At 71.9% G+C, this 21,393-nt stretch carries 17 protein-coding genes; 9 read left to right on the plus strand and 8 right to left on the minus strand.

Annotated features, from left to right (window positions below; translation table 11 throughout):
- Positions 1-17 precede the first annotated feature (17 nt).
- From ACIRS1_RS07265 to ACIRS1_RS07275, 3 genes are all read right to left on the minus strand, one after another.
- On the minus strand, positions 18-263 hold the full coding sequence (locus tag ACIRS1_RS07265) for a hypothetical protein (RefSeq protein WP_402837579.1): 246 nt from the start codon (positions 261-263) through the stop codon (positions 18-20).
- A gap of 608 nt (positions 264-871) precedes the next feature.
- A complete protein-coding gene (locus ACIRS1_RS07270) occupies positions 872-1,078 on the minus strand; it encodes a hypothetical protein (RefSeq protein ID WP_402837581.1) in 207 nt (68 codons plus the stop codon).
- A gap of 717 nt (positions 1,079-1,795) precedes the next feature.
- On the minus strand, positions 1,796-2,053 hold the full coding sequence (locus tag ACIRS1_RS07275; RefSeq protein WP_402837583.1) for a DUF6221 family protein: 258 nt from the start codon (positions 2,051-2,053) through the stop codon (positions 1,796-1,798).
- Positions 2,054-2,364: 311 nt separating this feature from the next.
- Here ACIRS1_RS07275 and ACIRS1_RS07280 point away from each other — a divergent pair, with 311 nt between their 5' ends.
- Entirely contained in the window at positions 2,365-2,850 is a 486-nt protein-coding gene (locus ACIRS1_RS07280) for a hemerythrin domain-containing protein (RefSeq protein WP_402837585.1), read from the plus strand.
- Between the two features lie 1,251 nt (positions 2,851-4,101).
- On the opposite strand, the gene ACIRS1_RS07285 is transcribed toward ACIRS1_RS07280, so the two are convergent.
- Genes ACIRS1_RS07285 through ACIRS1_RS07295 form a run of 3 tightly spaced genes read right to left on the minus strand, consistent with a single transcriptional unit; the run spans position 4,102 to position 6,120 of the window.
- Positions 4,102-4,857 carry an SDR family oxidoreductase gene (locus ACIRS1_RS07285; RefSeq protein WP_402837587.1) on the minus strand — a complete coding sequence of 252 codons (756 nt, stop codon included), beginning with the start codon at positions 4,855-4,857 and terminating at the stop codon, positions 4,102-4,104.
- Complete coding sequence (locus ACIRS1_RS07290) at positions 4,854-5,837, minus strand: 3-oxoacyl-ACP synthase III family protein (protein WP_402837589.1); 984 nt, start codon at positions 5,835-5,837, stop codon at positions 4,854-4,856. The genes ACIRS1_RS07285 and ACIRS1_RS07290 overlap by 4 nt, the downstream gene beginning before the upstream one ends.
- Positions 5,838-5,859: 22 nt before the next feature.
- Complete coding sequence (locus ACIRS1_RS07295; RefSeq protein WP_360206673.1) at positions 5,860-6,120, minus strand: hypothetical protein; 261 nt, start codon at positions 6,118-6,120, stop codon at positions 5,860-5,862.
- Positions 6,121-9,165: 3,045 nt separating this feature from the next.
- Between ACIRS1_RS07295 and ACIRS1_RS07300 the strand changes: the two genes are divergently transcribed.
- The 4 genes from ACIRS1_RS07300 to ACIRS1_RS07315 all read left to right on the plus strand — a co-directional run bounded on the left by ACIRS1_RS07300 (position 9,166) and on the right by ACIRS1_RS07315 (position 14,402).
- Positions 9,166-10,053, plus strand: coding sequence for a class I SAM-dependent methyltransferase (locus tag ACIRS1_RS07300; RefSeq protein WP_402837591.1), 888 nt, complete (start codon positions 9,166-9,168; stop codon positions 10,051-10,053).
- An 18-nt stretch (positions 10,054-10,071) separates the two neighbouring features.
- On the plus strand, positions 10,072-11,664 hold the full coding sequence (locus ACIRS1_RS07305) for a flavin-containing monooxygenase (RefSeq protein WP_402837593.1): 1,593 nt from the start codon (positions 10,072-10,074) through the stop codon (positions 11,662-11,664).
- A 214-nt stretch (positions 11,665-11,878) separates the two neighbouring features.
- Positions 11,879-13,375 carry an FAD-binding protein gene (locus ACIRS1_RS07310; RefSeq protein WP_402837595.1) on the plus strand — a complete coding sequence of 499 codons (1,497 nt, stop codon included), beginning with the start codon at positions 11,879-11,881 and terminating at the stop codon, positions 13,373-13,375.
- A 259-nt stretch (positions 13,376-13,634) separates the two neighbouring features.
- The gene (locus ACIRS1_RS07315; protein ID WP_402837597.1) at positions 13,635-14,402 is read left to right on the plus strand and encodes a 4'-phosphopantetheinyl transferase; all 768 of its coding nucleotides are present in this window, start codon (positions 13,635-13,637) and stop codon (positions 14,400-14,402) included.
- A gap of 283 nt (positions 14,403-14,685) precedes the next feature.
- Here ACIRS1_RS07315 and ACIRS1_RS07320 read toward each other — a convergent pair whose 3' ends face one another.
- A complete protein-coding gene (locus ACIRS1_RS07320) occupies positions 14,686-14,910 on the minus strand; it encodes an e9imm peptide (protein ID WP_402837599.1) in 225 nt (74 codons plus the stop codon).
- A 114-nt stretch (positions 14,911-15,024) separates the two neighbouring features.
- Here ACIRS1_RS07320 and ACIRS1_RS07325 point away from each other — a divergent pair, with 114 nt between their 5' ends.
- On the plus strand, positions 15,025-15,498 hold the full coding sequence (locus tag ACIRS1_RS07325; RefSeq protein WP_402837601.1) for a hypothetical protein: 474 nt from the start codon (positions 15,025-15,027) through the stop codon (positions 15,496-15,498).
- 209 nt (positions 15,499-15,707) lie between these two features.
- On the opposite strand, the gene ACIRS1_RS07330 is transcribed toward ACIRS1_RS07325, so the two are convergent.
- Entirely contained in the window at positions 15,708-16,412 is a 705-nt protein-coding gene (locus ACIRS1_RS07330; protein ID WP_402837603.1) for a metal-dependent hydrolase, read from the minus strand.
- A 337-nt stretch (positions 16,413-16,749) separates the two neighbouring features.
- On the opposite strand from ACIRS1_RS07330, the gene ACIRS1_RS07335 reads away from it, so the two are divergent.
- The 3 genes from ACIRS1_RS07335 (at position 16,750) to ACIRS1_RS07345 (ending at position 21,168) form a co-directional block, all read left to right on the plus strand.
- On the plus strand, positions 16,750-18,192 hold the full coding sequence (locus ACIRS1_RS07335; protein ID WP_402837604.1) for a bifunctional phosphatase PAP2/diacylglycerol kinase family protein: 1,443 nt from the start codon (positions 16,750-16,752) through the stop codon (positions 18,190-18,192).
- A 579-nt stretch (positions 18,193-18,771) separates the two neighbouring features.
- Positions 18,772-18,942 carry a hydrophobic protein gene (locus ACIRS1_RS07340; protein WP_387903734.1) on the plus strand — a complete coding sequence of 57 codons (171 nt, stop codon included), beginning with the start codon at positions 18,772-18,774 and terminating at the stop codon, positions 18,940-18,942.
- 495 nt (positions 18,943-19,437) lie between these two features.
- Positions 19,438-21,168 carry a thiamine pyrophosphate-dependent enzyme gene (locus ACIRS1_RS07345; protein ID WP_402837607.1) on the plus strand — a complete coding sequence of 577 codons (1,731 nt, stop codon included), beginning with the start codon at positions 19,438-19,440 and terminating at the stop codon, positions 21,166-21,168.
- Positions 21,169-21,393 lie beyond the last annotated feature (225 nt).

Below are 21,393 nucleotides of genomic sequence, written 5' to 3' on the forward strand. Positions count from 1 at the left end.
AACAGCAGACGAAACGATCAGCGCGTCTGCTGCCGGGCAGCCCGCTTCGCCTCCACCTTCATCCGCGCCTCCACCGCCTTGGGCGAATCGCCGTACCACCACCACGCGTACCCGGTGACCGCCACGTTCAGGGCCACACAGACGTAGAAACCCGGGCCCAGGCCATGCCACCCGCTCCTGAGCACGCCGAAAAGGGTCAGGAAGGCGAGGACGGCCACGCCTCTGAGCAGGATGGACAGCGTCTTCTTGGTCCGCAGGTTCATGCCGCGCACTGTAGAGCCTCACCGCGATCTTGACCAAGCCCGCCGACACAACGGGCGATACCACCGCTGACCAGCCAAAACACCGCCATTCGAGCACCGCCGCGAACCCGCGCCGCTCGACTGCCGGACGCACATGAGCCGGCACGGCACACCGCCCCTCGCATCCGGCCCCGCGCCACCGGGAAGGGCCGCCTCGCCACAAGCCCGCGCCACAGCGAACCGCCGGGGACGGTGGCCGGTCACCCGCGGTGTGGCAGGTCACCGGCCCCGGGCCCAATCCGGCAACGCCACAGGCCCACACCGCCGTGCCGGCACAGCGGCACAGCGGCACGGCGGTGACCGGCGTACCGGACGCAAGCAGCGCGGCCCGAAGGGGGTGGAGCGGCACCCTGCCCCGGTGAGCCGCGACGCGCGGACGGCCCGGTGGGACGGGCCCTGGCCCAGGGCCGGCCCGGAGCACCTCGAGGCGGCGCTCCTGCACGATGGCGGCGCACGGCGCACGGCGCGCTCGCGTCCGGGACGTGCCGCGGCCCGCGCACGTCACCGGACCGGCGCCGGCCGGCCCGCCGGCCCCGTGTCCGCACCGGGGCCGCGACGGGCGCGACCCTTCACGGCGTCATGTCCCACACGTCGGGGCGGCTCCCGGGCAGTGCGAAGCCCGCGATCCGCTTCTCCCCGTAGGACGGGAGACCCGGGCTCCGGTAGAACACGTGGTAGCGCTCGCCGTCCGGGGACGACCCGCGGCCCGTGGACAGGAGGAGGAAACGCCGGTACGAGCAGCGGCGCCCGAGGTACTCGACCAGGGCCCGTCCCACGCCTCGCCGGTGACGCACCGGGTCGACCACCACGTCCTGGACGTGGGACGAGTGCGCAGGCGGCCAGCACCGTAGGACGTGCCCGTCGTCGCAGACGGTCCGGCCCGGGCCCGGGAGCGTTCGTGAACCGCCCCGCGCGGTGGTGACGAGACGGGAGCTGCGCAGGCCCCGGCAGAGCCTGTCGACGTCGGCGGTGTGACCCTCCCGGCCCGCCGACTCGCAGACCGGCCCCACGGCGGAGACCGGCACCCCGCCCCGAAGACGGTGCCGCCGAACGCGAGAGCGTCGGTGACGCCCACACCCCGGCAGGGGCCCGTGAAGGCCCTCGCCCAACGCCCCGCCCCGGCCGGCCCGCAGATCACCGCCCCGTCCACGGACACGGGAGCCGTGAGGGCGACCATGCCGCCCGTCAGGGGTGCGGTGTGTCGAAGACCGGCGTGGGCAACGACACCGAAGGCCTGTTCTGCCTGTGGGTAAAGCCCCGAAGAACCGATCACCGGATGCTCCCCGGTGAGAAGTCCACCGAGGTCACGGGACTGGAACCCGAGGAGTCACCGTCCGACGCCGTCGTCCGTGCCCAGGGCACCACGGTGTGGGTGAACCCGTGCAACGACGCTGAGGTCGTCGCCAGGAACAGCCGCATCGTGCCGTGCGGGCACCGACGCCCCGCCCACTGCCACGACTGCGCCGACGGGGGGACCGTCTCTTCACCGCGGTTCAGGGACGCCACTCCTCGCGGAAGTCGGGGTGGTCGGCGTAGGACTGTGCAAGGACACGAAGGGCATAGGCCAGACCGACTGAACGGGGATCCGAACCGTCCATCGCCGTGCGCTCTCGTGCCAGCATGTCGATCAGATCCAGCAGGGGCAGGTGGCTGTCGAGGAGGGCCTCGCTGCCGAAGACCTGCGCGACGTAGGCGTAGGCGTGGTTGTCCTCCGTGTTGCGTGCCCGCACGAACCCCAGTAGATCGTCCATGTGCTCAGCTTCGTACATCGCCTCACCCGACGGCCGACCCCTTTCCCGCCGGCCGTGCGCGGGCCCGGACGAGGACGGCCGCGAGGTGACGTACCGCCCGGCAGGCGACGGCCGGCCCGTCCCTCGGATGCGGCCCCTGTGGCGTGAAGGGCCGAGCCGGCCGAACGCCGGGACACGGAGCCGGCGACAGGTACGGACGGGCAGCGGGCTTGCCGTGCCCGCCCGCCGCGTGATCAGATCGCGCCAGCATCGCGTGCCGGTGGCGGACCGCGCCAGGCATGGAGGTGCGCAACCGAAAGGGACCACCATCCGTGGCCTCCCGCGACGGCGACCGTGTAGTCGCCCTGAGCCGGCAACTCTCCCACGCACACCGAGAACTGCGCCGCCAGATCAACGAGATCAGGACACATCCGGGACACCACCGGACGAGCGAGGACACACTCCTCGCCCACTGCCTCGCCTTTTGCACCGCGCTGACGTCGCACCACCAGGGCGAGGACGACCACATGTTCTCCCAACTGCTGCGCCAACGCCCGGACCTCGCAACAACGGTCGCGAACCTCGTCGAAGATCACGGCATGATCGCATCCATCCTGTCCCGGGTGCGTGAACTCGCGGCAAGAGCCGGCGAATCACGCGGCCCGGCCCTGGAAGCGGTCCGGCGTGAACTCGACGGACTCGCGGCGATCATGGAATCGCACTTCAGCTATGAAGAGCGGACGATCAGCGAGGCACTCGACGACGGACCACCGGACCCCGACTGGACCGACACGGTCTTCCGGTTCGGCAGGGCATGAGTACCGGCTTGCGGCCCTTCGCCGGGACACTCGCACACAGGCCACGAGCACGCATTCGTCCTGACCGCAGGCGGGGTAGGGACGCCGCTGCCCGCGGGCAGCACACAAGCACCCGCACCGGCCGCCACCACCACCGTCACCGTCACGCAGTCGCCGTCGCCGTCGCCGTCACACCGTCACCGTCGCAGACGCAGACGCAGACGCAGACGGGGTACGCAGCCGCAGGACGGCTTCGGCTCCGTGAAGGCCCCGGCAGGCCCCGGCAGGCGCCGGCGGTCAGGCCCCGGCAGGCGCCGGCGACCAGGCCCCGGCAGGCGCCGGCGGTCAGGCGCCGGTGATGTCGACGCCGCCGGCGACCAGGTGACGGCAGGCACCCTCGACCACGACGGCGGCGAGCGTCCGGCCGCCGTCGAAGGCGGCATCGTAACGGAGCCGGGCGAGGCGGCCGAACAGGTGGCAGCGGCAGGATCGACGGCCTCGCGCCGGGAAGCGCTCCGACGTCCTCGGCCGGCCGGGTGGTCATCTCGTCGGCGGTGCGGGCGGCGTGGCCTGCGAGGATCACCGCGCGCGGTCGGCGCTCCAGGCCCCGGCCTCGGGGACGCCCGGTGCACGGACGGCGTGAGCGCCGACCCGGACGTCCTTCACCCACCGGACACCCCGGCCCTGTCCCGGGCCCGCGCAACCCCCCACGGCCCCAGGCCCCGGCGCCCGTGCACGACCCGACAGGAGCCACCGGGCACCCCCACCCGGGAAACCGCTCGCCCACCACGCACACGACCGCGGCCCGCCCCCGGGAACAGGGGCGGGCCGCGACGGGACCCGACCGGACCGGCCGACCCCGCGAACGGGGCGCCACCGCCAGGGAGGGACGGGAGAACACACAGATCAGACAGACCAGACCCCCGCCGGACCGACGCTCCCGGCCAGCCCGACCGGGACGGCCCGACCGGGACGGACGGACCGGGACGGACCGACCGGGACGGACGGACCGGACCGGCAGGCCCGACGGGACGGGACAGGGAGGGAACCAGCCCCACCACACGGGCAAGCCGAACCCGGCGGGCCGGAAGGCCACCGGACCCGGCGAGCCCCAGCACGCCCCCCGACGGCGGGCTCCCCGGGGCGGCCGGCCGCCCCGGGGAAGACGGGGCGCCGCCCCGGGGAGGCCGGGACGCCCGGGGCGGCGGGCTCTCCCGGGGAGGCCGGGGACGCCCCCGGGGGAGCTTCCGCAGGGGGCGGTCCCGGGGCGGGTCAGGTGATGGAGGCGCCCGAGTCGATGCTGATGACCTGCCCGGTCATACAGTCCTGATCGAGGAAGAGCCCGATGGAGCGGGCCACCTCCCGCGGGGTCACGAACCGCGGCACCGGGACCTTCTGCAGCATCCCCGCCACCACGTGCTCGGGCAGCGTGTCCGTCATCCCCGTGATCATGAACCCCGGCGACAACGCGTTGACCGTCACCCCCCGCCGCCCGCACTCCGCGGCCAGCGTACGGGTCAGCCCCACCAGACCGGCCTTGGACGCCGCGTACGCGGTCTGCCCGGCGGTCGCGATCAGCGCCGACGGCGACACGATGTTCACCACCCGCCCCCACCGCGCCCGCAGCATCGCCGGCACACACACCCGCGCCGTGTGGAACGCACCCACCAGATTCGTGTCGATCACCTGCCGCCACTGCACCGGATCCTGCATCGCCATCAACGCGTCCTTGCGCACCGCACCGTTGTTGACCAGCACGTCCACCGGCCCCAACACCTCACCGATGCGCTCGTACATCGCCGTGACCTGCGCGAAGTCCGCCACGTCACCGGTGACCACCACATGCGCGTTCACCAGCTTGCCCGCCACGTCCTCGGCCGCCCGGCGGGCACTGTTGTAGTGCACCGCCACCCGACACCCGGCCGCGTCCAGCTCCAACGCCAGCTCACGCCCCAGCCCACCGGAGGCACCCGTCACCAACGCCACCGGCGCATCCGGACGCACACCGAACACCTGGGCCCCGCTCACCGCGCCCCTCCCCACGTCAACAGCACCGAACCCCACGTCATCCCCGCCCCGAACCCGGCCAGCAACACCGTGTCACCGTCCTGGATCCGGCCCGCGTCCAACGCCTCCGCCAACGCGATCGGAATCGACGCCGACGCCGTGTTCCCGTACCGCTCCAGATTCGTCACCAACCGATCGGCGGGAATACCCGTGTGCGCGAGAACCGAGTTGATGATCCGGATGTTCGCCTGATGCGGCACCACATGATCCACATCCGCCGGCGTCAGCTTCGCCTGCTCCAGCGTCTCGCGGATCGTGCGCACCGTGTACCGCACCGCGTTCAGATAGATCTCGTTCCCGTTGATCTGCGCGTAGTGCAGACCCCGACGGACCGTCTCCTCACTGGTCGGCAACCGCGAACCACCCGCCAGGACCTTCAGACTGTCCTTGCACGAGCCGTCCGCACCCAGGTTCCACGCCAGGATCCGCTCCACCGAACCCGGCTGCAACACCACCGCACCAGCACCGTCACCCACCAGGATCGACAGATCCCGGTCCTGCGGATTCGCCGTCAGCGTGTGCGTGTCCGAACCGATCAGCAGCACCGGCCGCGGATCCATCCGCAACAACCCCGCCGCCGTCACCAACCCGTACACGAACCCCGCGCACTCCGAATTCACGTCATGCGCACTGCCCGCGATCTCCAGCGCCTCGTGCACGAACGCCGACGTCGCCGGCGAAGGCTGCTCGGGCGTGGCCGTCGCCACGATCAGATGCGCGATGTCCGCACCCGACAGCCCCGCCCGCTCCAACGCCCGCCGACCGGCCTCGACGGCCATCGACGCGGTCGACTGCCCCGCCCCGACCGCCCGCCGCTCACGGATCCCGCACCGCGACACGATCCAGTGCTCATCCACACCGAACCGCTCGGCCAGCTCCACACTGGTCACCACACGCTCAGGGACCGAGATCCCCCACCCCGTGACGTCGAAGCCGCTCATCGACCGACCCCTCTCCTGCGGATCAGACGCCGGCCTGGCCCACGAGCGCCAGAATCCGCCCGTGCACCACCCGCAACGTCGTCGTGTCATCGATGTCCGCGAACAACGACTCATCCGCCGGAATGTGCGGGTACCGGTTCTGGAACCCGTACAACCACTCCATCAGATCCAGCGAATCCACATCCGCGATGTGCTGCAACGCCGCATCCGCATCGATCTCCTGAGCACCCGACACCGCCTGCAACTGCGCGGCCAGATCCTCGACACTCGGAACCTCGGACATGATTCTTCCCTTTCACTCAGACGATCCCTGACAGACAGACCCCACCCACAACCACCAGGCAGAGCCACAACACAACCGAACCCGCACAACCCGAACCAACAGGCCACACGAACCGAACGCCGAACAGGCCGCACGGACCGGACCGGAGGAACCAGACCAGAGGAACCAGGCCGGAGGAACCGGACCAGGCCGAGCTCGAACAAGCCAGACCATCCCGGGCCACGCCCGAACGGACCCGACACAACAGGGCTGGACCACCCCGGACTCCAACAGGCCGGACCGAAAATGACCGGACCGGGCAACGCTCGGACGGACGGACCGGACGGACCGGACGGACCGGGCCAGGTGAACCGGACGGCACGGGCCAGACCAGGCCGGACTGCACCTGGCTGCACGGCCTGGAGCAGGCCGCGCCGGAGCAGGCTGGACGACACCCGCAACGGCCGACCCCCGCGAACGGGAGAACCGAGGCAAGCCCGGGCCAGACAGACCCGCGGGAAACCACCCCCACCCCCACCCGCACACCACCCCGCACCCCCGCCCCGCCCCCACCCCCGACTCACCGGAGACAAGAACGAACACGACGAAAGACGAACGAGACGACACACGAACAAGCAACAGGAACGGTCAGCCCGCACCCCGCGACACGACACCGCGAGACCCGAAGCCGTCTGCCTTACCGAAACCGCATGAAACCCGCCCCCACGCAAACAACCCGCAACCCCCCACCAGCCACCACGCTTGCGCACCGCTTGCGACAAGCACGCTTACCTGACCACCTGACCCACCCCACAACACACCGCACCCACACGCACGAACACCCAAGCCCAACACCCCGACAACCACACACCAACCGGCAAACCACAGCCGGCAACCGGCAACCGGCAGAACAGCCAGACACCGGGCAACCGGGCAACCGGGCAACCGGGCAACCGGGCAACCGGGCAACCGGGCAACCGGGCAAGGCCACCAGGCGGCCGAACAGCGGGACAGCGGGAAGCCGAACAACGGGACAAGCAGCCGGCCACCAACCGGCAGCACCTCAGACACCGGGCACCGGCACCAGGACGCGAAGGGAAGGGACCACGTGCAGCCACCACCAACAGCGCACACCACCCCCACCCCCAACGACCACGCCACCCACCACCGCGCACCGGCCACCACCGCGCACCACCACCACGGCAACACCCCCGGCCGGACAACACCCCACCGCCCCACCCCCGCCGGCACCCACACCCGCACCCGCACCCGCACCCGCACCGGGAACGGGAACGGAACCGGGGCCCGCACCGGGAACGGGAAGGGAACCGGGGCCCGCACCGGGAACGGGAACGGAACCTGGACCCGTACCGGGAACAGGACCGGCACCCACACCTGGACCGGGACCGGGACCGGCAGCCCCCGGCTACCCGCCACCCACACCCCGGGCACACCGCCGCCCCTGCCCCCAACGGCAGGACCGCACCCGGCAACGACCGACAGGCCGACAAACCCACAGGCCGACAAGAGGGGTCACGGGACGGCGGCAGCAACGGCGCTCAAAGCCACACCAAGAGCGACCACACCGCCCACCGGCACAACCCGGGCCGCCACCCCGTCCCACCCCGCAACCACAGGCCCCTCCACGGGCCAACAGGACGCGGACCGCACCACACACCCGGCCCGCACCGGGCCACGAACAACCCCACCCCCCTCAGCGCGGGGCGCCACCACACCAACCGGCCACCACCACACGGCCGTTCACCCAGGCAGGCCACCACCACACGGCCGTTCACCCAGGCAGGCCACCAGCACCCGGGCAACCCCTCCCACAGGACGGCACCAGGCCGCCCCGCGGACAGCACCAGCCCCGACGCACAACAGCCAACCGCCCCCCGAGGGGGGCAGCACCAACCCAATGGAAGGCGGCCCACCACCCGGCACCAGGCCGCACCACCCACACCGCACAGCGCAACCAGCCACACAGCGCAACCCCGCCAGGCCACAAACCGCACACGAAACGCGACACAGCCCGGCACCCACACCCGAACGGCAGCGTCCACCAGCCACGGGAACAGATCAGTTCACCTACACGCCCCCACACGCCACGCCGACGCCAACCCCGGCGCCACCCAACCCAGGCACCCCTGCACCACCCAGCACGACCCGGGCATGCCACCCGACACCGAACAGCGCCACCCCCGGACCAGCCCACCCAAAGCCCGCCCCCGCACCACCAACGGCCACCAGGCCCACCAGGCGTCTGCCCCCGGCGACCACCGCCAACACCCCGCAGACACCCAAAGCCCCACCCAACAGCACACCCCAGCACCACCACACCAAAGCACCACAGCAGCCCGAGACATTGAGGCACCACAGCACTGAGGCACCACAGCACCGAGGCAACAAGGCACTGAGGGACCGGGCCACCGGGCCACCGGGCCACCGGGCCACCACCGGGCGTCGATGGCACCGGCGATCACCGCCGGCCACCACGCCCCCACAACCCCAAGACCACACAACCTCACGGCCCAACGACCTCAGGGCCGCACAGCCTCAACGCCCCACCGCCCCGCGAGCCCGACGCCCCACAGCCTCAACGCCCAACCGCCCCACAGGTTCAAGGCCCAACCGCCCCGCGAGCCCAAGGCGCCACGCGCTCAACGCTCCACGGCCCCACAGCTCCAAGACCCCACAGCCTCAACGCCCAACGGATAACGGCCACACGGCTCCAGGGCCCCCAGGCCCGCGGCCCCTCAGGCCCACGGCCACACGGCCCCACAGGCCAACGGCTTCAGGGCCGCACAGCCTCAACGCCACACGGCCACACGGCTCCAGGGCCCCCAGGCCCGCGGCCCCTCAGGCCCACGGCCACACGGCCCCACAGGCCAACGGCTCCAGGGCCGCACAGCCTCAACGCCACACGGCCACACGGCCACACGGCTCCAGGGCCCCCAGGCCCGCGGCCCCTCAGGCCAACGGCCACGGCCCCACAGGGGCCCGGCCCGCGGCCGCGACCACCGGGCACCACCGCCCACCCACCACCACCACGTGAGGACCCACCCCATGACCACCATCGACGCCCGCACCATCAACCCCGACGTCGAAGCCATCCGCCACCACTACGAGGTCGGCAACGACCTGTACCGCCTCATCCTCGGCCCCACCATGATGTACTCCGGCGGCTACTGGGAGGACGGCGAAGACCTCGTCGCCACCCTCGACGAAGCCCAGGAACGCAAGCTCGACGTCTTCACCGACCTCGCCCACGCCACCGGCACCGCCAAGGTCCTCGACATCGGCTGCGGCTGGGGCACCATGCTCAACCGCCTCACCACCGTCCACGGCGTCCAGCGCGCCGTCGGCGTCACCCTCTCCCGCACCCAGGCCGACTTCGTCCACGCCCTCGGCAACCCCGCCATCGAAGCCCGCGTCGAAAGCTGGGAAGACCACAAGGCCGACGGCGACCCCTACGACGCCGCGTTCTGCATCAACGCCCTCGAACACTTCGTCCTGTCCTCCCTCACCCCCAAAGAGCGCACCCAGCGCTACCGCGTCTTCTTCAAGCAGGTCCACTCCCTCCTCAAGCCCGGCGCCCGCTTCGTCCTCCACACCATGACCGTCGAAAACCCCCCACTGCGCCGCCAGCTCCTCGACGACCTCAAGTTCCTCCAGCGCGAAGAATTCGAAGGCTGCCACATCCCCCGCCTGCCCGAACTCGCCGCCGGCCTCGACGGACTCTTCGAAGTCACCGAAATCCGCAACGAACCCGAATCCTTCGCCCGCGCCTGCCGCGCCTGGCTCGAACTCCTCGCCGCCCGCCGCGACGAAGCCGTCACCATGTCCGACGAAACCACCGTCAAGCGCTTCGAACGCTACCTCGACATCTTCGCCTACACCCTCGAAGACCACATCTTCAACAACTTCCGCGTCACCCTCACCCGCCGCGCCTGACCCCGGAGGGACACCACCATGACCACCACCGCCCCACCCCCCACCGGCCCCGCCCACAACCACCCCACCACCCCGGCAACAAACACCAACCCGGGCACAGCCACAGCCACGACCGCGGACACGGCCGGCACCGACACCACCCCCCTACGCCACCTCAAAGTCGCCATCATCGGCGCCGGCATCTCCGGCCTCGGCGCCGCCATCCGCCTCCTCAAAACCGGCACCGACGACTTCCTCGTCTTCGAACGCGCCCACGACCTCGGCGGCACCTGGCGCGACAACACCTACCCCGGCTGCGCCTGCGACGTCCAAGCCCACCTCTACTCCTACTCCTTCGCCCGCAACCCCGACTGGAAATCCACCTTCGCCACCCAAGCCGAAGTCCACACCTACCTCAAAGACACCGCCCGCCGCTTCGGCGTCGAACCCCACCTGCGCTACGACCACGAACTCCTCACCGCCCGCTGGAACCCCACCCGCCAGCACTGGCACATCCACACCACCCAGGGCCACTACACCGCCCAGATCCTCATCACCGCCGCCGGCTACCTCTCCGAACCCGCCCTACCCGACATCCCCGGCCTCTCCACCTTCACCGGCACCCTCTTCCACTCCGCCAGGTGGCGCCACGACCACGACCTCACCGGCCGCAACGTCGCCGTCATCGGCACCGGCGCCTCCGCCATCCAATTCGTCCCCCAGATCCAACCCACCGTCGCCCACCTCGACCTCTACCAACGCACACCCCCCTGGGTCGCCCACAAACCCGACAAACCCAACACCCCCCGCCACACCTGGCTCCTCCGCCACCTCCCCGGCTACCAGAAATTCCGCCGCAACTTCAACAAACACGGCCGCGAAATCGTCGCGTTCTTCATGTCCCGCCCCAGCCGCACCACCGGCATGAAAAACATGGCCGCCGGCCACCTCAAAAAATCCGTCCCCGACCCCGAACTCCGCAAACTCCTCACCCCCGACTACACCGTCGGCTGCAAACGCCTCCTCTTCTCCAACACCTGGTACCCCGCCATCCAACAACCCAACGTCACCATCATCCCCGACACCATCACCCACATCGGCCCCACCCACATCACCACCCAAGACGGCACCACCCGCCCCATCGACACCATCATCCTCGCCACCGGCTTCACCACCACCACCCGCCCCATCGCCCACCGCATCCACGGCACCAACGGCACCACCCTCGCCCACCACTGGACCACCCACGGCATGACCGCCCACCGCGGAACCACCATCCACGGCTTCCCCAACCTCTTCATGATCCTCGGCCCCAACACCACCCTCGGCCACTCCAGCCAAACCGTCATCATCGAATCCCAGATCACCTACATCACCCAAGCCGTCAAAACCCTCACCACCCGCAACATCACCAGCATCCAACCCCGCCCCGAAGCCCAAACCACCTACAACAACACCCTCAACAAACGCCTCAAAAACACCGTCTGGAACACCGGCGGCTGCACCAGCTGGTACACCGACAAACACGGCAACAACCCCAACATCTGGCCCACCTACACCTACCGCTTCAAAAACCAAACCCGCCACCTCGACCTCACCAACTACCAAACCACCACCCACACCCACCCCTAACCACCCCACACACCAAAACCAAAACAACCACCACCAGAACAACCGGAAATCACCGCCGGGATTCACCGGTGACGACGCCCCCCACGCCCGCCGGCCACCCCCACGGACCGGCGGGCACACGCCCGACCGCCGCACCCAGCCCCAGGCTCAGACCCACCGAACGCCGAAGTACGGACATGCGAAACACCGAAACCGACCGAGAGAAGGACCTCCCATGACCCGCCCGCCCCTGTCCCGACGCTCCGTGCTCGCCGGCACCGCCGCGACCGCCACCGCGATGGTCATCGGCTTCGACTCGGCCACCCGCGCCTGGGCGACCACCCAGGACGCCGTCCCGACCGGGCGCCTCGTCCCCGTCCCCACCCTGGACGGCACGCTGACCTCTAGCGCGGCCACCGTGGCCGAGTTCAGCCAGGACTTCGGGCGGCTGACCACCAGCACCCCGTACGCCGTCCTGCGGCCCGGCTCCGACCAGGACGTCGTCAAGATCGTCAACTACGCGCGCTGCAACGGCCTCAAGGTCGCCATGAACGGTCGCAGCGGCACCGGCACCGAGCTCGAGTCGCACTCCAACTACGGCCAGGCCGGAGTCGCCGGCGGCATCAGCATCGACGCCCGTTCGCTGAACCGCATCCACTCCATCTCGGCGACCAGTGCGACCGTCGACGCCGGCGTCACCTGGGCCCAGCTCACCGATGCCGCGCTCGCCAAGGGTCTGACGCCGCCGTGCCTGACCGACTACCTCCACCTGTCCGTCGGCGGCACGATCAGCGTCGGCGGCATCGGCTCCACCGTCCAGAAGTACGGCCTCCAGGCGGACACCGTGGAGTCGATCGACATCGTGACCGGCACCGGGCAGCTCGTCACGGCCACCGCCACCCGCAACCGCGACCTGTTCAACGCCGCGCTGGCCGGCGCCGGGCAGTTCGGCATCATCCTGCGCGCGACGGTCAAGCTGGTGCCCGCCCCGCAGCGCGCCCTCGTCTTCAACCTCTTCTACGACAACCTCGCCACGTACCTCGCCGACCAGGAGACCATCCTCCGGGACGGCCGTTTCCCCAGCCAGGTCGGCGAGATCGTCCCGCAGCCGAACGGGGCCGCCCCCCGGTACAAGATCGAGACCGTCGTCTACTACAACGGCACCACCGCGCCCGACCCGGCGCGCTACCTGGCCGGCCTGTCGCCCGTCGCCGCCGACACGCTCATCGCCGACCAGACGTACCGCGAGTACACGTTCCGTGCCGACGCCTTCGCCGACAACCTGAAGAACCTGGGCTACTGGAACGAGCCCAAGCCGTGGCTGAGCCTCTTCCTCCCCGCTTCCAAGGCCGCCACCTTCGTCAACTACGCCCTGCCCGCGCTCACCCCGGACGCCATCGGCGGCGGCCTGCTGCTCTTCTACCCCTTCCCGACCAACAAGATCACCCGGCCCAACGCGATCACGCCCAACGAGCCGGTCACCTACCTCTTCGACCTGCTGACCTTCCCCCACCCCGGCACCGACCCGGCCCCCCAGCTGCAGCGCAACCGCACCCTGTACGACTACGCCACCACGCTCGGCGCCAAGCGCTACCTGGTCGGCGCCGTACCGCGGATGACCCAGACGGACTGGCAGCGCCACTACGGTTCCCAGTGGGCCACCCTGGCCGCCCAGAAGTTCCGCTACGACCCGGCTCGCATCCTCACGCCGGGCCAGAACATCTTCGGCTGAGGCGCCGCGCGCACCGCCCGCGACGCCCGCACGAACCGCGACCCCGAACCAACCGCGACGCCCGAACCACCCGTAGCACGTGCACCGCCCGTTGACGCGACCCCGGTTACTTCCCCTCCCCGACCAACCGCGTCACCGAACGACCGACTCCAGGGCCCGCACCGCCCGCGGACCGCCCGGAGCTCCAGACCGCCCGCAATCCCAGAACCCCGGAAGCCACCCCACCACGCCTCGTCGAGGCCACCAGCGGAGGCCGGAGATGACCACCACCCACCCCGCCCCGACGACCGTCCACACCATCCCCGGTGGGCCCGCCGCCCCCGGTGGCATCCGACGCCTCGGCGTCGCCACCGTCCTCGACACCCTCCTCCCGCCCGGCGTCGCGTGCGCAGAGGCCTTCGGGCCCCCGCCCGACGGCCCGCTCCTCGGGCCGGAGGCCGAGCACGTCAAGGGCCGGACCCCCCGCCGGCGGCGCCAGTTCACCGCCGCCCGCACCCTCGCCCGCACCACCCTCACCGCCCTCGGCCACCCGCCCGTCCCGCTCGTGCCCGGCCCCGGCGGCGCCCCCCAGTGGCCCGAAGGCGTGACCGGCAGCATCACGCACACCCACGGCTACACGGCCTGCGCCACGGCCCCCACCGGGCGCCTCGCCTCCCTGGGCATCGACGCCGAACCGGCGCAGCCGCTCCCCCACGGCCCCCTGCAGCTCGTCACCAGCGAGGCGGAGCGGCACCACCTCGCCGGACTGCCGGCCGGCCGCGTGCCCTGGGACCGCCTGCTCTTCAGCGCCAAGGAGGCCGTGTACAAGGCCGGTTACCCGCTCACCCGTCGCTGGATCCCGCTCGCCGCAATCACCGTCACCCTCGACCCGGGCCACGGCTTCACCGCGCACCACCCCGATTTCCCCGACGCCCACCGGGGCCGCTGGACGATGGTGCAGAACGTGCTCATCACCGCCCTCGTCATCCCCCGGACGGAAGAACCGGCAAGTCAGCGCCCCCTGCCCGGGGTCGACGCGGCGCGCTGACCGCTGCCAGGATGTCCCGGCGTTCTCCCGTGCCCCTCACGGAAGCCCTCCTGCGCGGGGTCTCCGCCGATCCGGCCGCACCGCCCGAGGTGCTGCTGCGGCCGCTGAGCCCGCAGGCCCGCGCCGCCCGGGCGCCGCTCTGTCAGGAGCGCGTCTGCCCGCCGACGTCGTCGAGGCGGTGGTCGCGCACCCGGAGCGGGCGGTGCGGGCCGGCTTCGCCCGCAACCGGCGGGCCGCCCCCGAGCAGCACGGCCGGCCGGCCGACGAGGAACGGCTGCTGCTCTCACAGCGCGAACGGCCGGTAGGCGAGGGCAAGTTCGACCACCTCGGCGGCTGTCGGCTCCGGCTCGCCGGGCGGGTAGATCGAGTAGATCAGGTCGCTGACATAGCCAGTCGGACAGCCAAGGCCCCTGTCCAGCGCCTCCAGCGTGCGGTCGATCTCGGCGTCGTCATAGCAGTCCCCATCCATGATCTTCTGCACCATCGCCACGGCCGACTCGAACGTCATCACTGCTTCGACCACCCCCTCCAGGACGCGGCGAGCTTAGCGAGTCGCGTGATCGACCGGACTGTCCCTAGGGTGGGACCGAAGAACGATCACCGAGCGCCCGGGGGGGCCGAAATGACCGCGACCACAGCCGTCCGATGGCGACGCCGCACCGTCCAGGGGCTCCTCGGCGGCGCAGTGGTGCTGGCGGCCCTCGGGCTGGTGGGCGACCGGTGCAGTGAGGACGGCGGTCTGCTCACCCCCGCCGAGCTGTTCCACCACCCGCTGCTGTTCGGCACGTTGATCGCGGGCGCGCTGCTCGCCGCGGTCCTGATCGGCGTCCGCGACATCGTCGTCCGGGCCCTCACCACCGTCGTGGCCGTCCTCCTCGGCCTGCTCGCCTCGCCGTTCTACATCCTGGCCGGCGACGGGACCAGGACGTCGATGCACGAGGCCGCACCCGGCCGGGACGACCGCCACCTCGTCGTCGAGGAGGGGTCCGCGATGATCGCCCGCTCTGGTGGGTCTACGTCGACCAAGGCACCGGCCTCACCGAACGCCGGCGGAGGATCGGCTACTTCAACGGCGACGCGGGCGCGAACGCCCTGACGGGCGCGGCCTGGGACGGCCCCGACCACATCCGCCTCACCACCGGCGACACCCGGACGCACCTCGTGGAGCTCACCGCATCCGGCCGCCCCACCCGGACCGTGACCCGCGGCCAGTGACCGCCGCAGCTCCACCCGGCGGCAGCCGCCGTCGAACGGGGCCGCACCGGGCGGCCTGCCGGATCCGGCCGGTCTACCGGGTCGCCGTCCTCAGGTGGCCGGCGTGATGGTCGGGAAGGCCGCGAACCAGAGCACCACGAAGGTCGCGACCGTCATGAGCGGGACGAGGAACCTGGTCTCCACCCTGTTGCCGGTGCGCTTGATCAGGGCGATTTCGTAGTGCCGCCCGAGAGGCCAGAACAAGGGTATTCCCCGCCTGGTCAGAAGGTCACCGAGCAGGTGTGCCGATACGCCCAGGGCCACCGCGCAAGGCAGCCACTGCGGGGTGTTCGGCAGCCAGGAGTCCAGCCCGGCCGCCCCGAGCGCGGCCAGGCCGGTGGGGTAGACCCAGGTCGCCGGACCGCTGCCGGGCGGATGCAGGTGCAACGCCCGGACGGCCAGCGTCAGGAGGCAGAACGTCAGGCCGAGCGTGAAGCCGCGCCCGAGACAGCTGATGCCGGTCCAGGTGCCACCGCCCGCCAGCACGACGAACAGCAGCGAGTGGGTGGCGCGGCGGTGACCGCCGGAGATCCAACCGACCAGTCGGCAGAGCGCTCTGGAGACCGGCCCGAGCCAGTGCGCGAACGTGCTGTCGTGGTGGTCCAGGTCGGGCAGGAGGGCAGCACCAGCACACAGGATCGTGCCCATCAGGACGTCCGCCGGCCCGAGAGGTCGGCCGACGAGTACGGGCGGGAGATGGGGTGAAGCGGCCGCGAACAGCAGTGCCCCACTCACCGCGTGCGAGTGTCCCATCATGCTGCCCCGCCCCCTGTCGCTCTCTTCGGCCGGCCGACCGACCGACCGGCGGTCGACGCGAGACGGGTCGCCGGGCTATCGGGGACGGCCGGTTCGCGCTGTGCGCCCGACAGCACGTCGGCTACCCGCGATCATCATCTTGAAGCACCGCCCGTATGATCCCGACACCTTGCCGAGGTGGCGCACCTGCTGGGGCAGCGCCACTCACGTGGTCACCACCGTCCCGGTGCCGGACAGCATGCGGCTCCGCGCTCTCCAGCGTTACACCGACCGCCGACGGGGCAGCAGAGTCGCCATGGGACCCCTCTCGAAACTCGACACCGGACTCTTCTCACGGGTGGCGCACGCACGACTGCACGGCCTCGAAGGCTGGCTCCCCGGGCTCAGCCGGTCCGCTGACCACGGGCTCCTCTGGACGGCCTCCGCAGGGCTGCTGGCCGCATGCGGTGACCGCACCGCCAGAAGGGCCGCCCTGCGCGGCCTCGGCTCGCTCCTCCTGGCCTCGGCGGCGGCGAACGTGGTGGCAAAGTCCGTGGCAGGACGTCAGCGACCCGTCCTCGACGCCGTTCCTCTGGCGCGAAGGCTCACCAGGCAGCCCGTCACCACCTCGTTCCCCTCGGGGCATGCAGCGTCCGCGGCCGCGTTCGCCACCGGTCTCGCACTGGAGTCCCCGGCCCTGGGAGCGATCGCGGCACCCTTGGCGGGGGCCGTGATGGTGTCCCGGGTCTACGTCGGCGCGCACTACCCGAGCGACGTGGTCGCCGGGGCCGCCCTCGGCGTCTCGATGGCCGCGCTCACACTGCGCTGGTGGCCGCGGCGGCCCTCCGGCCCGGCTTCCGCCGCGCCCCCAGCCGTCGCCGCACCGGCGCTGCCGCGCGGCGAGGGGCTGAACGTGGTGGTGAACAGCGGGTCCGGCGGCTCCCTCCTGCCCGGCTCCGACGCCACCGCGGAGGGCAGGGCCGCCGAGCTGCGCGAGCTGTTGCCGGCGGCCCGCATCCTCGTCTGCGGCGCCGACGAGGAGCTGGAGAAGGTCATGGCCGAGGCCGCCGAGGACTGCCGGGCGCTGGGCGTCTGCGGCGGAGACGGAACGGTCAACCTGGCCGCCGAGGTGGCGTCCGGGCGGGGCCTGCCACTGGCGGTCTTTCCCGGCGGCACCCTCAACCACTTCGCGGTCGACCTGGGGTGCCCGAGCCTGCGCTCGACGGCCGAGGCGGTGGAGGCGGGCAGCGCCGCCGCCGTGGACTTGGGCCAGGTCCTCGCCGCTGAGGGCGACCGCGTCTTCCTCAACACCTTCAGCCTTGGCATCTACCCCGAACTCGTCCGGGTGCGAGAGGAGTTGGAACCGCGTCTCGGCAAGTGGCCGGCGCTGCTCGTCGCCCTGGTCCGGGTCCACGCCACCGCCGAGCCCGTCCCGATCGAGGTGTCGGGGCGGGCCCGCCAGCTGTGGCTGCTCTTCGCGGGCAACGGGTCCTACGACCCACCGGGCTTCGCCCCGAGCCACCGCAGCGCGCTGGACGGGGGGAGACTCGACATCAGGGTCGTGGACGGCAGCCACCCCTTCGCCCGGACCAGGCTGGTCGCGGCCTTCCTCTCCGGCACGCTTGCACGGTCCCGGGTGTACCGGTCCGTGCGCCTGCCCGCACTCGACCTGACGGACCTCCACGACGTGCCCCGCATGTCCCTGGACGGCGAGAGCGTCGAGGCCCCCGACCGCTTGCGACTGCGCACCGGTGTCAGGGGCCTGACGGTGTACCGCCCCGAGCACCCCGCCACGCCGTGACCCGGCGCCGCGCGGTATCGCGCGGCGATCCACGGCTCGGCCCTCATCCGGTGACGAAGGCGGCTGAGGGCTGGAGGCCCGCGAGGTCCGGAGCCGTGGCCGGCCGTTCGGGGCTGCCGGGTTCCCGGGGCTCCCGGTGACGCCGGTGAAGCCCCGGTCACGTCACCGGCCGGGACGTCGACACGGTCGGCCCGCGGCGGTGGTTCCGGCTGCCGGGCCGGGCCGCGGACACCGGTCCGCGCGGGCCGACGGGGGAACGAGCGCGGTGAGGATCGCCGCGAGCGCGAACGGAACCGGCAGCAGGACCACGGCCATGATCATGGACGCCCCTCGGGTGACGAGCAGGATCCGTACCGGCTTCCCCGATCTCCCCGGGCCATGTCGGGGAGGAACGGCCCGTCTCGACGGCACGGGATGCCGCCGCACCTGCCGGCGGCGGTCCGCGGGCCCGGAAGGACTCGCAGCGCCCGGCCGACCGGGCCGCGCCGAGACCCTCGCCGCCGTATGAAGCAGCCATGTGCATACGTCTGCGGAAGCGGGGCATGCGGGGACCCATCACCAACTGAAAGGCCACTGACCATGGTTCCCCTGCTGCTCGTCCTCCTGCTGGCACTGCTCCTGTTCGGCGCCGGCTTCGCCGTCAAGATCCTCTGGTGGATCGCCATCGCGGTCTTCGTCGTCTGGCTGCTGGGCTTCGTCGCCCGGAGCACCGGCGCCTCGGGCACCCGCGGACGGTGGTACCGCTGGTGACCCGTCACGTCCCCGAACCGGTCGCCGACTGCCCGGCGCACGGGGCGGTCCCCGGCACGGCGGCGACGAACGGGGCCGGCCGGTGGCCGTCGTGAGGCTCCCGCAGGTCACCGGCCTCACGGTGGCGGTCGTCGCCCTCCCGGCGACGGCCGCCATCCTGTCCCGGCGTGTCCACGCAGGACCGCAACCGGGCACGTGCACTGCACGGCGGTGACGAGTCCGCACGGGTTCACCGCCCCCGGCAGCCGACTCTGCGGAGCGCCCGGCAGATCGTGGCCGCGACGGGCGTCGACCACCCGCCCCGACGGAACCCCGCACATGCTGCACCGCCGGGTCGACCCGCAGACCCTGTGCAGCCTCGCGCACCTCCAGCCCCGGCCGGCGCCGGGCCGGATCCTCCACGAGCGCCCCGTCCTGGGAGCAGGACCGGAAGGCCGCCGGCCCCGACCGCTTCACCCTCTGACCCCGTGACCGCTCCTGCGAAGGGAAGTCCCCGTGCCGCGTACCGTCGCCCGTCTGATCGTCGACGCCCTGCAGGAACTGGGCGTGCGCCATGTCTTCGGCGTCGTCGGCGACGCCCTGAACCCGTTGACCGACGCCATCCGCACCACCGACGGCCTCTCCTGGGTCGGCTGCCGCCACGAGGAGGCCGCAGCGTTCGCCGCCGGCGCCCAGTCGCAGCTCTCCGGACGGCTGGGCGTGTGCATGGGCACCGTCGGCCCCGGCTCGGTACACCTGCTCAACGGCCTGTACGACGCGGCCAAGAGCCGCACCCCGGTACTGGCCATCGCCGGGCAGGTGCCCACCGCGGAGATGGGCGGCGACTACTTCCAGGAGGTCGACAACGACCTGCTGTTCCGCGACGTCGCGGTCTACCGGGCCACCCTGACCTCCCCCGGACAACTGCCCCGGATGCTCGAGGCCGCCGTCCGCGCGGCGACCGGCGAGCGGGGCGTGGCGGTCCTCACCGTCCCCGCCGACCTGGGTGAGTGCGAGGTACCGGACGACCGCCCGGCCCGCTTCCCGCGTTCCGGCCCGGTCATCCGACCGGACGACACGGGGATCCGGGCGGCCTCCGACCTGATCAACGCCGGCGGCCGGACCACCCTGTTGGTCGGACGCGGCGCCCGGGAGGCCCGCACGGAGGTGCTGGCCCTCGCCGAGCGGTTGTCGGCACCGATGGTGCTCACCCTGAAGGCCAAGGAAGGCTTCGAGCACGACAATCCGTACCAGGTCGGTCAGACCGGCCTGATCGGCAACCCCGCCGCGGTCCACGCGCTCGAGGACTGTGACACGCTGATCATGCTCGGCACCGACTTCCCGTACCGGGACTGGTACCCCACCGGCTGCAGGACCGTGCAGATCGACCTCCACCCGCGCCACCTCGGGCGTCGCACACCGGTGGACGTCGGTCTGGTCGGGGACACCGCGGCCACCCTGCGCGCGCTGCTCCCCCACGTGGACGCGGTCGAGGGGAGCACGCACCTCGACCGGGCACGCGCACGCTTCGACGACTGGCTCGCCGGCCAGCGGAAGCTCGCCGAACCACGCCGCGACCAGCACTCCCTGCTCGGCCGCATGCGCAGCGCCCTGGACAACCGGGGCCACGACGTCCGCCCCGAGGCACTGGCCGCCGCCGTGGACGCCTTCGCGGACGACGACGCCATCTTCACCTCCGACACCGGCATGGCCACCGTGTGGCTCTCGCGCTTCGTGACCATGCGCGGCCGGCGCCGGCTGCTGGGCTCCTACGACCTCGGCTCGATGGCCAACGCCATGCCCCAGGCCCTCGGTGCACAGCTCTGGGCCCCGGACCGCCAGGTCGTGGCGTTCTGCGGCGACGGTGGTCTGAGCATGCTGCTCGGCGATCTGATGACGATCAGGGCCTACCGGCTGCCGGTGAAGCTCGTGGTCTTCGACAACCGACGACTCGGCATGGTCAAGCTCGAACAGGAGCAGTCGGGCCTGCCGGAGTACGGAACGGAGCTCGACAATCCCGACTTCGCCGCGGTCGCCACCGCCCTCGGGCTGACCGGCATCCGCGTCACCGACCCCTCCGACCTGCAGGACGGCGTACGGCGGGCCTTCGGCACGCCCGGGCCGGTGCTGCTCGACGTCCTCACCAACCCCGGAGAGCTGGCGGTCCCGGGCAAGCCGACCGTCGAGCAGGGATGGGGTTTCGCCATCGCCAGGATCAAGGAGACCCTCCGCAGCCACGACGGCTGACACTCCCCCCCCCGTGCGGAGGGCCTTTGCCCGGGTCGCCCGGCACCCGGCTCCGGGCGACCCGACGCCTGCCTGTGGGGCCGGCTGCTCTGACCGCCGGGACGCTGCGGCGAAGGCCGACGCGTCCCGGCGGTCGGCCCCGCCGTGTCCGTCGCCCGCGTCACCTCACCGGCTCGGCCGCGGGGCCGCTCGGCCGGTCCACCAGGGCTCCGGGGCTCGGAAGCC

Origin of the sequence: Kitasatospora sp. NPDC101176 (genome assembly GCF_044768035.1) — a bacterium.
GTDB lineage: Bacteria > Actinomycetota > Actinomycetes > Streptomycetales > Streptomycetaceae > Kitasatospora.